This is a genomic window from Nesterenkonia sp. AY15 (assembly GCF_022565855.1).
GTDB lineage: Bacteria > Actinomycetota > Actinomycetes > Actinomycetales > Micrococcaceae > Nesterenkonia.
In genome coordinates this window covers 53,305-66,408 of the sequence record NZ_JAJOYV010000002.1, presented here as the reverse complement: position 1 = coordinate 66,408, position 13,104 = coordinate 53,305, and the positions used below count along the sequence as shown (strand labels likewise).

The window sequence follows — 13,104 nt, the reverse complement described above, 5'->3', positions numbered from 1 at the left end:
GCCATGAACGCCCAGACCAGCACCTCTTTCCGCTCCAGCACCACATCCGGAAACGAGAGCATCACCGATCCGGCCGAGGCCACGTCGAGCAACGGCATCACGATCAACGGCATCACACTCAATGCGCCGCGGGCACCGCGGCAGAATGAGGTGTTCACCGCGGATGCGCTGACCTTCCTGAGCACCCTGCACCGCGAATTCGGCGCACGCATCGCCGAACTCGAGGCGCCGGAGCTGCAGCCGCAGCGGAACTTCGCGCCCAGCCCGGTGGGGCGGCGCGGAAGTGCGGAGGAGGCCGAGGCCTCCTGGAAGGCGCTGGTTGAGCGGTACCTGGTGGAACCACCTTCGGCCTTTGCGACACCCCGGCGACTGACCCGGTCCGAGGACCGGATCTTCTCCAAGGGGGAGGCGCTCTCGGCAGGACTGGTTGACTTCGCGCTGCACATCCAGCGGCGTGCGCGCCGTCTGGTCTCTGAAGGCAGGGCTCCGTTCATCTCGCTGCTCGGCATCGAGAGCGAGGATGAGCTGGAGATCTGGCAGGAGATGTTCACCCGGGCAGAGGAGCTGGTCGGCCTTCCGGCCGGCACCATCCGGGCGATCACCTTCAGCGCCTCAGAGGACGACGCCGGCGGTGCGATCCTGCTTCAGAAGCGGGCCCGCTGACCGGCGGCTGGCAGCTGCAGCACAGACGGAGACCCCCGGTCCCACATCCGAGTCCATGACTCGGAACGGGATCGGGGGTCTCTGTCATTGCGTCTGGATCACGCCCTGCTGATCAGCAGGCGGTGATCGGCAGACGGTGATCGGGAGGACCTGATCACCCTCGACAGATCACTCCTTGAGGGAGTCGATCATATCGGCGTTGTCTTCCATCCAGGCCTGAGCGGCTTCTTCCTCGTTGTCCGCGTACTCGTTGACCATCATGTCCTCGAGCTCGGCGTACTCCTCATCGGAGAGGGTGAAGCTGCCCATCCACTCGGCGACCTCGGGGAACTCGCTGGAGAACTCGGAGTTGGCGATGAAGTTCAGCGTCTCTGGCTCGCCCAGCGCACCCTCGGGATCTTCGAGATCCTTCAGGTCGAAGTTGCCGTAGGCGTAGAACGGACGCCACAGCGTCACGACGATGTCTTCCTCGTCATCGATGGCGGAGCCCAGCTCGGTCAGCATCGCCGCGGTGGAGGATTCCACGAGTTCGAAGTTCTCGTCGAGCCCATATGTCGGGAACACGTCATTGGCGGTGACTCCCATGTGGCCCGAACCTGGCTCGATGCCGATGACCTGACCGTTGAAGTCCTCGGCGTTGTCGGCAAGCTCTGCGATGGAGTCGATCTCGGTGTATTCGGGCACCGCCAGGGTCAGCACGGCGCCCTCGTAGTACGCGCCGAGATCCTCGAGATCGTCACCGTATTCGTCCATGTACTCAGCGTGGGTGACCTCGGGCCATGCGGACGGGTAGACGTCGATGTCGCCCTGGGCGACGCCGGTGTACAGCGGGGCGGCGTCGTTGATCTCTTCGATCTCGACGTCGTAGCCCTCGCCCTCGAGGATGCCCTGCCAGAGGTAGGCCATGCTCAGACCATCGGTCCAGCTGGGGATGATGCCCAGGGTGACGGTGCCGCCGGCCTCGGCCTCGTCCCCGTTCTCCGCGGCGTCGTCGCCGCCGCCGCAGGCGGTCAGCGCGAGGGCTGCCGCGGCGGTCACGCCGATGAACTTCGATGCTGTGCCAGTTCGTGTACTCATGATGTGCCTCAATCTGTTGTGTGCGGGTGCGATGCGGTCTCTGGTCTGTGTTCTCGGGTGGTGGCTTCGTCCAGCGGGCGAGGCCGGATCACGTGGTCTTGGCGGGGGCGGGCTCAGGGCTTCGTCGAGGACGGCCGCGACGAAGCAGCTTCGACATCCGTCCCACGGCCATGCCGCCGTGACCGATGGCGGAGGTGACGCGGTCCAGATAGATGGCCAGGACGACGACGGCGAGCCCGGCCTCGAACGCCAGGCCGATGTCCAGGCTGCCGATGGCTCGCATGACCTCGCCGCCGAGTCCGCCGGCCCCGACGAGGCCAGCGATGACGGCCATGGACAGCGCCAGCATGATGACCTGATTGACGCCGGCCATGATGGTCTTCAGCGCCAGCGGAAGCTGGATGCGCACCAAGATCTGCCCGGGCGTGCTGCCGAAGGCATGGCCCGCCTCGACCACCTCGGCGTCGACCCCCCGGATGCCCAGCTCGGTGAACCGCACCCCGGGAGGAAGCGCGAAGATGATGGTGGCGACGACACCGCTGGTGACGCCGATGCTGAACAGCGTCACCACGGGAACCAGCCAGACGAAGGCCGGCATGGTCTGCATCAGGTCCATCACCGGCCTGATCGCGCCGCTGACCCGGTCAGACCGGGCAGCCCAGATTCCGAGCGGGATCGCGATCACCAGGGCGATGGCGGCTGCCACTGCCACCAGGGCCAGCGTGGTCATGGCGTTCTCCCACTGATCGATGCTGATCACGAACACCAGCATCACGATCGAGAGGAGGCCCAGCTTCCAGTCCTTGACCAGCCACCCCAGGAGAGAGAACGCCACGGCGAGCAGGAGCGCATCCGGAGTGTTGAGCAGGTCGTCCAGGCCGCCGGTCAGAGTTGAGACGACTGTTCGGATCAGGTCGAACAGGGCGCCGAGGTTGTCGTTGACCCAGCCGAAGCCGGTCTCGATCCATTCGCCGACGTTCAGCCGGGGGACCCCGGCTCCTTCAGTCTCTTGAGCAGTGGTGATCATCGGGTGCCCACCGCCTCTGAGGCGTCATGGCCGGTGTATTTCGGCTCCGCCAGGGCGTTGAGCAGCGTCACGCGGGCGATGATCCCTTCAAGTCGGCCGGCGTCATCGATCACTGCCAGCCCTGCTTCGCTCTGCGCGGCCTGGGTCATCAGCTCGGCCAGCGGAGTCTCGGCATGCACCGAGGGGGCCGGCTGCAGCAGCCCGTCGAGCGTGTTCGCGCCCTGGGCCACTGCCGCGGCGACAGCATCTTCGTGCACGAAGCCGTGGAGCTTCTTTCCGCGGTCGACGACCGCCAGCACGTTGGTCTGGTGTTCGCGCATGAGCTTGTGTGCGGTGCGGGGCCCCTGTTCCGTGCCGAGCACCGCCACCGGAGGTTCCATGATGGCGCCGGCGGTGAGGACTCGGGTGCGATCCACGTCCTGGACGAACTGGGCGACGTAGTCGTTGGCCGGGTCGTTGAGGATCTGCTCAGAGGTCCCGATCTGCACTGTGCGTCCGTCGCGCATCATTGCGATCCGGTCGCCCAGCCGCATGGCTTCGTTGAGGTCATGGGTGATGAACAGGATGGTCTTGCCCAGCTGCTCCTGCAGCTCCACGAGCTGGTCCTGCATCTCTCGTCGGATGAGGGGATCCAGGGCGCTGAAGGCTTCATCCATGAGCATCACCTCGGTGCCGGCCGCCAGTGCGCGGGCCAGACCGACTCGCTGGCGCATGCCTCCGGAGAGCTCGTCCGGCATGGATCCGCCCCAGCCGGTGAGGCCCACCATGCGGAGGGCCTCTTCGGCCTTGCGTTCCCGGTCTGAGCGGTTGAGTCCCTGGACCTCGAGGGCGTAGGCCGCGTTCTGACCGACGGTGCGGTGGGGGAAGAGCGCGAAGTGCTGGAACACCATGGAGACCTTTTCACGGCGAACGCGGCGCAGATCCTTGGCGGAGAGCCGGGCGATGTCTTCACCGCCCACCTCGATGCTGCCGGCGGTCGCAGGCAGCAGACCGTTGACCATGCGGATCAGCGTGGATTTTCCGGAGCCGGAGAGGCCCATCACCACGAAGACCTCGCCCGGCTGCACGTCGAAGCTCGCGTCGATGACAGCGGCGGTGCCCAGGTCCGTGACGTCCTCGCGATCCGCGCCGCCCTTGATGCGTCGGACGATCTCCTCGGGGCGCTTGCCGAAGGCTTTGTAGACGTTCCGCGCTCGGACTGCAGGCTCGGCAGTACTGGAGTTCAAGATCATTCCTTCGTAGAAGTCGATGATTCTCGACCTTACCAAAAGCCGTATATCACCTGATTGTGACCTGTCAATGCTTGACTTCGTGCTGCAATTGTGGTGACCCGCCTCACGGTGAGCTCGGAGGTGCCAGTGGTGCGCGTCACCGGGCAGGCTTCGGTGGCGGGTATGCTTTTTTGATATGCGGACAGTACGAGAAACCTCAAACGTGAGGGAATCGTCGCAGCGCACCCAGCTTCGCTCCCTCGAGCGCGCCTCAGCAGCCTCCCAGGACGAGGGCTTCGACCTGATCGCGCTTGGCCGACGCGTGCGCCATCTGCGCAAGCAGGCCGGGATGACCCTTGATGCGCTCGCCGAGGCGCTGGGCACCGCGCCCAGTCAGCTCTCGCTGTTGGAGAACGGCCGCCGCGAGCCCAAGCTCTCCCAGCTGCAGCAGCTGGCCAAGGCGCTGGAGGTCAGCTTCGACGACCTCTTCGGCGCCGATCCGCCTTCGAAGCGCGCGGCACTGGAGATCGAGCTGGAGAAGGCGCAGCGGGGTCCGCTCTATGCGGCGCTGAACCTGCCCGCGGTGCGGATCAGCAACCGTCTGCCCATGGATGTCCTGGAATCGCTGGTCGCGCTCCAAGGTGAGCTGCGCCGTCGTCTCGAGGAGCAGGCCGCCACTCCGGAGGAGGCGCGGCGGGCCAATACGGAGCTGCGTGAGGAGATGCGCGCCAGGAACAACTACTACCCGGAGATCGAGGCGGCCGCCCAGGAGCTGCTGGACGCGGTGGATCACCGCGAAGGTCCGCTGTCCCACCATGTGGCCGCTGACATCGCCGCGCACCTCGGGTTCTCGCTGCGCTTCGTGAAGAACCTGCCCGAATCCACCCGCTCGGTGACGGATCAGAAGAACCGGATCATCTACCTGACCCAGGGAACCGCGCGGCAGTGGGACGCCCGCTCGGTGCTGCTCCAGGCGCTGGGCCACCAGGTGCTGGGTCACACCGAGCCGGAGGACTACTCCGAATTCCTGCGCCAGCGTGTCTACACCAACTATTTCGCGGCGAGCCTGTTGATGCCCCAGGCCACCACCGTGCGCTTCCTGAAGGAGTCCAAGTCGCGCAAGGAGATCGCCATCGAGGACCTGCGGGACGCCTTCGCCGTCTCCTATGAGTCTGCCGCCCACCGGTTCACCAATCTCGCCACCGAACACCTGGGGATCACGTGTCACTTCCAGAAGGTCCACGAGTCCGGGATCCTGCACAAGGCCTATGAGAACGACGGGGTCAACTTCCCGGCGGATCACTCCGGAGCCATCGAGGGTCAGACGATCTGCCGGCAGTGGACCTCGCGCCAGGTCTTCGAGGTCGATGACAAGTTCCGATCATTCCACCAGTACACCGACACCACGGTCGGAACGTTCTGGTGCACCGCGCGGACCGAGGCGCACTCCTCGGGGCTGTACTCGCTCTCCATCGGAGTGCCCTTCGAGCATGTGAAATGGTTCCGCGGCTCCGACACCACCTCGCGCTCATCCTCGCGCTGTCCTGACGATCCGACCTGCTGCCGGCAGCCCCCGGCGGAGCTCGCCGCCCGCTGGGAGGGACAGGCCTGGCCTGCCGCCCGCGCCAACAGCCACCTGCTCGCGGCCATGCCCCAGGGGGCCTTCCCCGGGGTGGACACCACCGAGGTCTACGAGTTCCTGGAACGCCACTCGCGTCAGGACTGAACACCACCAGGGCTGAATGCCGGCAGGACTGAGAAACCGGGCTGGCACCAGGATTCAGCACCAACTTCGCTCGGATTGTTGAACAATCCTGCGGAGTCAGGCATCCTTGACTCAGCTCACACTGAGACGTGGGCAACATCGGCTCGAGGAGGATCACGTGGCACAGATCGACCTGAACAGCGATGTCGGAGAGGCCTTCGGCAACTGGACCAGCGGAGACGACGCCGCCATCCTGCGCACCGTCTCCAGCGCGAACATCGCCTGCGGCTTCCACGCCGGGGACCCGCTGACCATCCGCGCCACCGCCACCGAGGCTGTGGCGAACGACGTCGTCATCGGCGCCCATATCGGCTACCGCGACCTCGCCGGCTTCGGCCGTCGGCACCTGGAATGTTCCCCCGACGAGCTCGCCGCCGATGTGCTCTACCAGCTCGGCGCCCTGGAAGGGATCGCCCTGGGGCTGGGGTCCCATATCCGCTACGTGAAGCCGCATGGCGCCCTCTACCACGCGATGATCTCCCACACCGGGCACGCCCATGCCGTCATCGACACCATCGCCGCCTATCGCGAGAGCACCGGACGCGACCTTCCGGTGCTGCTGCTGCCGGGATCAATCGCCCTGGACTATGCCGCCGAAGCCGGTCTGCGCGGAGTCTCCGAGGCCTTCGCCGATCGCAGCTACAACCCCGACGGCACGCTGGTCTCCCGGCGGGAGCCTGACGCGGTGCTCCACGACACCGAGCAGGTGGTCGAGAACATGCTGCGCCTGGCCGAGGAGTCCGTGCTGATCGCCCGCGACGGCACGCGCATCGAGACCCAGGCCGAATCCATCTGCACCCACGGCGACACTGCCGGCGCGGTGGCGATGGCGAAGGCGGTGCGGGCCGCCTTGGAGGGCGCCGGAGTCGAGATCCGCAGCTTCGCATGATCAGCACCATCCGAGAGGCTGGTCCCCGCGCGCTGCTGCTGGAGTTCGAGACCCTCGACCAGGTCCTGGCCTGCCATCAGCAGCTGCGCCGTGACCCGCTGCCCGGCCAGGTCGAGGCCGTGGCCGCGGCCCGCACCATCCTGCTGCGCTTCACCGCCCGGCCCGCCCTGCTGCAGGCCCGGACGCGTCTGCCCGGCCTTGAGCTCGGAGAATTCTCTGCCGCGGACTCCCGGCACGTGGAGCTGGAGGTCATCTACGACGGGGAAGACCTGGATGGTCTCGCCGCGAACCAACAGATGAGCGTCGAGGCGCTGATCAACTGGCACACCGAACAGTCCTGGACCGGAGCCTTCGGCGGCTTCGCCCCCGGATTCACCTACTGCGTGCCCAGCCCGGCTCCGGGTGAGGCGGCGCTCGGGGATCCTGGCCGCCCCGGCCCGTTGGACGTCCCGCGCCGCAGCAGCCCGCGCACCGCCGTGCCTGCTGGCGCCGTGGCCCTGGCCGGTGAGTTCTCCGCCGTGTACCCGCGGGTCTCCCCGGGCGGATGGCAGCTCATCGGACATACCCCGGCCACCCTGTGGGACCTCTCCCGCGAAGCCCACGGCGAGTCCCCGGCGCTGGTCAGCCCGGGGGACTCCGTGCGCTACAAGCCGGTGCGTGCCCGGTCGGTGACGACCACGTCCGCACGTCAGCCCGAGGAAGCACCCCAGCCCGAAACTGGGTCGTGGAGCTCGCGCGGCTCCGAGCCCGAGGACGAGGCCGCGCTCACCGTGCTCGACGCGGGTCTGCAGACCCTGATCCAGGATCTCGGCCGCAGCGGACTCAGTGACCTCGGAGTCTCCCGCGCAGGGGTCGCCGATGAGGCCGCCGCCCGCCAGGTGAACCGACTTCTCGGCAATGGTGCGCAGGCCGCGGTGCTCGAGGCGCTGCACGGGGGACTCACGCTTCAGGCCGAATCCACGGTGGTGCTCGCCGTCGCCGGCGCGCAGGTGCCGCTGACCGTCACCGGCCCGGACGGATCCAGCAGGCGCGCAGCGCTTCGCGCTCCCTTCGCCCTCGCCGCGGGGGAGACCCTGACTCTCGGGGCCCCCGAGCGTGGACTGCGCAGCGTGGTCGGCCTCCGTGGAGGCATCGCCGCCACGCCGGTGCTCGGCAGCGTCTCCGCCGACACCATGTCAGGGCTCGGCCCCGGTCCGCTCGCGGCCGGAGACCGGCTCCGCGCCGCCGGGGCCGCCACCGGCGCCGTCTCCGCGCCCCAGCTTGATCCGTCATCCGCTGATACGCCGACGGCTGAGACGCCGACCGCGCTGCGCTTCACCTATGGACCCCGCGCGGACTGGTTCAGCGCCGAGGAGGCCGCTCGGCTGGCCGACCAGCACTGGATCGTGTCCCAGTCCTCGAACCGGATCGGGATCCGGCTCGAGGTCCCCGAGCGCACCGAGGTCGCCAGAACCAGCGACGCCGCCCGGGACGCCGACGCGAAGACCACCGACGCGAAGACCACCGACGCGGAGGCCCCGCGTCCGCTGCGCCGGCTCAAGGAGGGCGAGCTTCCCAGTGAGGGAGTCGTCCGCGGCTCGCTGCAGATGCCGCCCGCGGGCACTCCGGTGCTCTTCCTCAACGACCATCCGGTCACCGGGGGATACCCGGTGATCGGGGTCGTCATCGACGAGGACCTGCCGCTTGCGGCGCAGCTCGCCCCCGGAGACCAGATCACCCTGGTCCCGGTGGACCCTGACACGCTGACCCCGCTGCCGCGGACCCATGCCCCGGCGGCCCCGCCGTCGCAGAGCCCCACGACCCCAGACGCCTGAGAGAAGACCTCACCATGAAGCGCATCCTCATCGCCAACCGCGGCGAGATCGCCGTCCGCATCATCCGCAGCGCCCGCGAATCCGGCTACACCGCCGCAGCGGTCTACGCCGACCAGGACGCCGATTCGCTCCACGTCCAGCTGGCCGACGAGGCCGTGGCGCTGCACGGCACCACCCCGGCGCAGACCTACCTGGATCAGCAGAAGCTGCTCGACGCCGCCCGCGAGGTCGATGCCGACGCGATCCACCCCGGCTACGGGTTCCTCTCCGAGAACGCCGACTTCGCCCGCGCCGTGATCGCGGCCGGACTGACCTGGATCGGTCCGAAGCCCGAGACCATCGAATCGCTCGGGAACAAGGTCACCGCCCGGGCGCTCGCGGTCAAGGTCGGCGCCCCGCTGGTGCCGGGCACCGATGGACCGGTCGCCGGTGGGGATGAGATCCGCGAGTTCGTCGCCGCGCACGGGTTGCCGGTGGCCATCAAGGCCGCCCACGGCGGCGGCGGGCGCGGCATGCGCATCGTTCGTGAGGCGTCCGAGATCGATGAGGCCTTCGCCTCTGCGGTGCGCGAGGCCGAATCCGCCTTCGGCCGCGGAGAATGCTTCGTGGAGAGGTTCCTGGACCGGCCCCGGCACGTAGAGGCCCAGGTCCTCGCGGACACGCAGGGCAACGTCGTCGTCGTCGGCACCCGGGACTGCTCGCTGCAGCGGCGCAACCAGAAGCTGGTGGAGGAAGCGCCGGCGCCGTTCCTCAGCGCCGACCAGCGTGCTGACATCCACCGCTCCGCCCGAGCGATCTGCGCCGAGGCCGGGTACGTCGGGGCCGGCACGGTGGAGTATTTGCTCAGCCCGGGCGAAGGGGACCAGCCCGGTCTGCTGAGCTTCCTGGAGGTCAACACCCGGCTGCAGGTGGAGCACCCGGTCACCGAGGAGACCTCCGGGGTGGATCTGGTGGCCGAACAGCTGCGCATCGCCGAGGGAGAACCGCTGCGATTCACCGAAGACCCGCAGCCGCGCGGCCACTCGGTGGAGTTCCGGCTCAACGCCGAGGAACCGGCCCAGGGATTCCTTCCCACCCCCGGCCCGGTGACGCTCTTCGCCCCACCCACCGGACCCGGCATCCGGGTGGACACCGGGGTGCGCAGCGGTGACGAGATCTCCGGCGCCTTCGATTCGATGCTTGCCAAGCTCGTGGTCACCGGCCCGGATCGCACCACCACGCTGCGCCGTGCGCGCATGGCGCTCGACGAGATGCGCATCGAAGGCCTGCCCACCGTGCTGCCCTTCCACCGCCAGGTGCTCGAGGCGGAGGACTTCCTCGCCGCCGACGGCCAGGCCAGCTTCCGGGTCCACACCCGCTGGATCGAGACCGAGTTCGAAGCCGCCTACGGCGAGTCCATGGTCGACTCCGAGCACCTTGCTGCAGCGCTGCGCCACCGCGAACACCGCATGCGCCGCACCACTGTGGAGATCGACGGCCGGGCGGTGAGCCTGGGGCTCCCTGCCGCCCTGCTCACCCTGCTCGGCAGCGGCACCGGAACAGGCGCCGGGACGACCACCGACGACGACGCTCCCACCACCCCCGCCGAGGCCGCGCCCGGCGCAGTGGTGACGAAGCTGGCCGGCAGCCTGGTCAGCTTCTCCGCCGTGGACGGTGCTGAGGTCTCCGCAGGGGATCCCCTCGCCGTGGTGGAGGCGATGAAGATGGAGTCCACCGTGGCAGCACCGCGCAGCGGGGTCTTCCGTCGGGAGGAGCTCGCCCCCGGCGCGGCGCTGCGGGCCGGCCAGGTGCTGGGTGTCATCGAGTGACCCGCGTGAAGCGAGGTTGAGGTGCGGGTTTCCCGTGTCCGCTAGATTGTTGTCATGACCGACGTGATGTGGAGCTCCTTGTCCGCCGAGGGACTCAGCGAGCATGCTCAGGTCCCGGAACGGGTGGCGGAGCTGCTGCGCGGGGCGATCTCGGCCGGTGCGATTCGTCCAGGCACCAAGCTTCCGGAGGTACAGCTGACCCGTCAGCTGGACATCTCGCGGCACACGCTGCGCAGCGGCTTCCAGATCCTGGCAGCTGAGGGTCTCGTGGAACGTCACCCCAACCGTGGGGTCTTCGTGCACCAGCCCACGGCCGCCGACATCGCCGAGGTCTACCGAGTCCGTCGGGTGCTGGAGGTCGGCGCGGTGCGCACCGCAGAGTTCCCCGCGGCGGAGCTGGAGCAGCTGCACCGAATCGTCTCAGCCGCGGAGGTGGCGCGCGAGCGCGGAGACATTCCCGCGATGGCCCAGGCCAATCAGGTCTTCCATCGGACCATCGCCGCCCAGGTTCGCAGCGCGATGCTCGATGCGCTCATGGAACAGGTGCTGGCGCGGATGCGTCTGGCCTTCCACGCCAAGTCCGAACAGCCCAGCTTTCATCACGCCTATATCGAGAGGAACCGCGAGCTGGCCCGGCTGCTCAGCCAGGGGGACCGGCGGGCCGCGGAGGCTCATCTGCTGGAATACCTCGACTCGGCCGAGGCTGAGCTGCTGGACCACCTGGGCAGCTGATCGGAGGAAGGTATCCGGGGGCCATGCTCGACCGAGTCCAGCCCCCAGATCCTTCAACGGTCTCCGGCTCCAGCTCCCAGCTCAGCTTCGCTGCCGATAGGGATCGTACTGCGGCTTCTGATACGCGAACTCCCCGCCCTGGCGTCCCCCGAAGGGCCGGCCGTGATCGGCGTACTCCTCGCGCAGGAACACCAGCCGCCACATGCCCAGGTCGATCCGCGACCCGGTGCGCAGCGTGACCGGCGCGCCGGGCTCGGCGCTGCGACTGCCGCCCATGGACCCATGGCGGACGATCACGTACTCATCGAACTCGTCATGGAGGATCTCGGCGTGGACCGGCTCCAGGCCCTTGAGCAACAGGTCCGAGGCTTCGTCGCTGCCGATCAGTGTGCGATCAGCCACCAGGTTGAACTCCAGCGGACCTGCGCCGGGCTGGTCGGTGCGGCTCATGATCAGCCGCGGACGTCCGGCCCCGCGGGGAGCGTGGGTGGTGGTGACCCGACGTCGGATTCTTCGGTTGAACGTCGGGGCCGGGGGCCACGGCGTCTCCGGAGGGATCAGCGACGATGAGCTCTGCGCGTCGCCTGAGCCGGTGCCGGCAAAGCGCGGCAGCGACTTCAGCGAACCCAGCCGAATGTGTTTCGAACGGGTGAGCGCCCGGCTCAGCACCGTGGTCTTCACCGCTCCCAGAGAGACGATCTCTCCTGCGGGACCGATCACGGAGAGCGTCAGATCGCGGGCCGCGAGCTGGCTCGCGAACACGTCGGCGGCTCGGGTGATCGAGCGCGGCATCCCGTCGAGCAGCGAGGAGTCCTCGGTGCGGACCTCGATGTGGCGGCCTGCCGCGGTGATGGTGGCGTTGATCGGTTCAGTCGGGGTGCCGTCTGCCCCGACCTGGGCGACGCTGAAGGCGAGGTCGATGTCTAGGCGCATGATGCCTCCTGCCTCAGTTGCAGTCGATCATCGGGAGCTCGCTTCGTCACTCGTGGTCACCCGCAGAGTCCCGTTGAACTTCCAGACCGCTCGTGGCGCATCCGGTCCGATGTCACGGGGGACCTCCACCGTCATGTCTTGGAGCGTGTAGTTCACCGCGGCGCCCCGGCCGGTGAGATAGGACCACATCTCTTGGCCCAGATCGGCCCAGTCGCCGATCTGGTGCGGCTCGTTTCCCTGCGGGTTCACGCTCTCGGTTCGGGTGCTCTCAGTCATGGCTGCGTCTCCTGAACAGTATCGGCGCCGCATCGCTGCGGCGCAGGTGGTGGGTGAGCTCTCGCTCACCGTCATCTTCACCCGGAGAAGCCGCTATTGGAAGACCTCGCGTGCCGCTGATCACACATTACGTCGTATTACGCAATGCTCAGTCGACGGGTTCGCGCTTGATCCCGACATAGACGGTGTTGGAGGAGGTCCTCCCGGTGAGGTGATTGGCGAACTCCACGACGTGGGCCTGGCAGTCATCGAAGACCGTCGAGAGCGTGACCATGAACTCCTCATCCGGCGGATCATCGGACCACAGCGTGAATACCCCGTGATCAGCGAGGTGCGCCGCCAGCGCGGTGAGCCCCTCGGTGGTGTAGAGGTCCGCGTGGCTCGGATCCAGCGTGTGCCGCGGGGAGTGGTCGACGTCGAGCAGGATCACGTCGTGGCGCTGCGCGTCCGGCGCCGGAGGCGTCCGCATCACGGCGAAGAAGTCATCCTGGCGCAGGGTGGTGCGCGCGTCCTCGACCAGCCGGCTCGAGACTGGCAGCAGCTTGCGCTGATGCCAGTCGATGACGGCCGGGAGCGCGTCGATGACCTCCAGCCGGTGGACCCGCTCATCAGCGAGCGCAGTGACCGCGGTGTAGCCCAGGCCGAGGCCGCCCACGACGACGTCGAGCTTGTCACCCGTCGCGGCGGCGAGGCCCAGAATCGACATCTGCTCCTCCGCCACGGTGAAGAGGCTCGACATGAGGAACTCCTCGCCGAGCTTCACCTCATAGATCTGCGTGCCCGTGCCGGGCTCGGTGCGCCGACGCAGCATCAGCTCACCCATCGGCGTCTGCTGCCAGTCAAGCTCTTCGAACCGTGCGATCATGCGGGTGCCTCTCCTCGATTGCCTGTCCATCCTACGCAGGGTGG

At 68.0% G+C, this 13,104-nt stretch carries 12 protein-coding genes; 6 read left to right on the top strand and 6 right to left on the bottom strand.

Annotated features, from left to right (window positions below; all coding sequences use genetic code 11):
- The first annotated feature begins 3 nt into the window (after window positions 1–3).
- Window positions 4–663, top strand: a complete 660-nt coding sequence (locus tag LSI54_RS04100) for a hypothetical protein (RefSeq protein WP_241465308.1) — start codon at window positions 4–6, stop codon at window positions 661–663.
- 168 nt (window positions 664–831) lie between these two features.
- Here LSI54_RS04100 and LSI54_RS04095 read toward each other — a convergent pair whose 3' ends face one another.
- The 3 genes from LSI54_RS04095 to LSI54_RS04085 all read right to left on the bottom strand — a co-directional run bounded on the left by LSI54_RS04095 (window position 832) and on the right by LSI54_RS04085 (window position 3,993).
- The gene (locus LSI54_RS04095) at window positions 832–1,740 is read right to left on the bottom strand and encodes a glycine betaine ABC transporter substrate-binding protein (RefSeq protein WP_241465307.1); all 909 of its coding nucleotides are present in this window, start codon (window positions 1,738–1,740) and stop codon (window positions 832–834) included.
- A gap of 88 nt (window positions 1,741–1,828) precedes the next feature.
- Complete coding sequence (locus LSI54_RS04090; RefSeq protein ID WP_241477819.1) at window positions 1,829–2,767, bottom strand: ABC transporter permease; 939 nt, start codon at window positions 2,765–2,767, stop codon at window positions 1,829–1,831.
- Window positions 2,764–3,993, bottom strand: coding sequence for a quaternary amine ABC transporter ATP-binding protein (locus tag LSI54_RS04085; RefSeq protein WP_241476022.1), 1,230 nt, complete (start codon window positions 3,991–3,993; stop codon window positions 2,764–2,766). Before LSI54_RS04085 ends, LSI54_RS04090 begins: the two co-directional genes overlap by 4 nt.
- A 181-nt stretch (window positions 3,994–4,174) precedes the next feature.
- Between LSI54_RS04085 and LSI54_RS04080 the strand changes: the two genes are divergently transcribed.
- The 5 genes from LSI54_RS04080 (at window position 4,175) to LSI54_RS04060 (ending at window position 10,986) form a co-directional block, all read left to right on the top strand.
- Window positions 4,175–5,704 carry a helix-turn-helix domain-containing protein gene (locus LSI54_RS04080; protein WP_370644423.1) on the top strand — a complete coding sequence of 510 codons (1,530 nt, stop codon included), beginning with the start codon at window positions 4,175–4,177 and terminating at the stop codon, window positions 5,702–5,704.
- Window positions 5,705–5,861: 157 nt separating this feature from the next.
- A complete protein-coding gene (locus LSI54_RS04075) occupies window positions 5,862–6,632 on the top strand; it encodes a LamB/YcsF family protein (protein ID WP_241477818.1) in 771 nt (256 codons plus the stop codon).
- On the top strand, window positions 6,629–8,446 hold the full coding sequence (locus tag LSI54_RS04070; protein WP_241477817.1) for a 5-oxoprolinase subunit B/C family protein: 1,818 nt from the start codon (window positions 6,629–6,631) through the stop codon (window positions 8,444–8,446). The genes LSI54_RS04075 and LSI54_RS04070 overlap by 4 nt, the downstream gene beginning before the upstream one ends.
- A gap of 14 nt (window positions 8,447–8,460) precedes the next feature.
- On the top strand, window positions 8,461–10,254 hold the full coding sequence (locus LSI54_RS04065) for an acetyl/propionyl/methylcrotonyl-CoA carboxylase subunit alpha (protein ID WP_241477816.1): 1,794 nt from the start codon (window positions 8,461–8,463) through the stop codon (window positions 10,252–10,254).
- Between the two features lie 54 nt (window positions 10,255–10,308).
- The gene (locus LSI54_RS04060; protein ID WP_241465301.1) at window positions 10,309–10,986 is read left to right on the top strand and encodes a GntR family transcriptional regulator; all 678 of its coding nucleotides are present in this window, start codon (window positions 10,309–10,311) and stop codon (window positions 10,984–10,986) included.
- Between the two features lie 81 nt (window positions 10,987–11,067).
- Here the strand turns inward: LSI54_RS04060 and LSI54_RS04055 are convergent, their stop codons facing one another.
- From LSI54_RS04055 to LSI54_RS04045, 3 genes are all read right to left on the bottom strand, one after another.
- A complete protein-coding gene (locus tag LSI54_RS04055; protein WP_241465300.1) occupies window positions 11,068–11,919 on the bottom strand; it encodes an FHA domain-containing protein in 852 nt (283 codons plus the stop codon).
- A gap of 27 nt (window positions 11,920–11,946) precedes the next feature.
- Complete coding sequence (locus LSI54_RS04050; RefSeq protein WP_241465299.1) at window positions 11,947–12,195, bottom strand: hypothetical protein; 249 nt, start codon at window positions 12,193–12,195, stop codon at window positions 11,947–11,949.
- Between the two features lie 148 nt (window positions 12,196–12,343).
- Complete coding sequence (locus LSI54_RS04045; protein ID WP_241465298.1) at window positions 12,344–13,060, bottom strand: spermidine synthase; 717 nt, start codon at window positions 13,058–13,060, stop codon at window positions 12,344–12,346.
- Window positions 13,061–13,104: the final 44 nt, after the last annotated feature.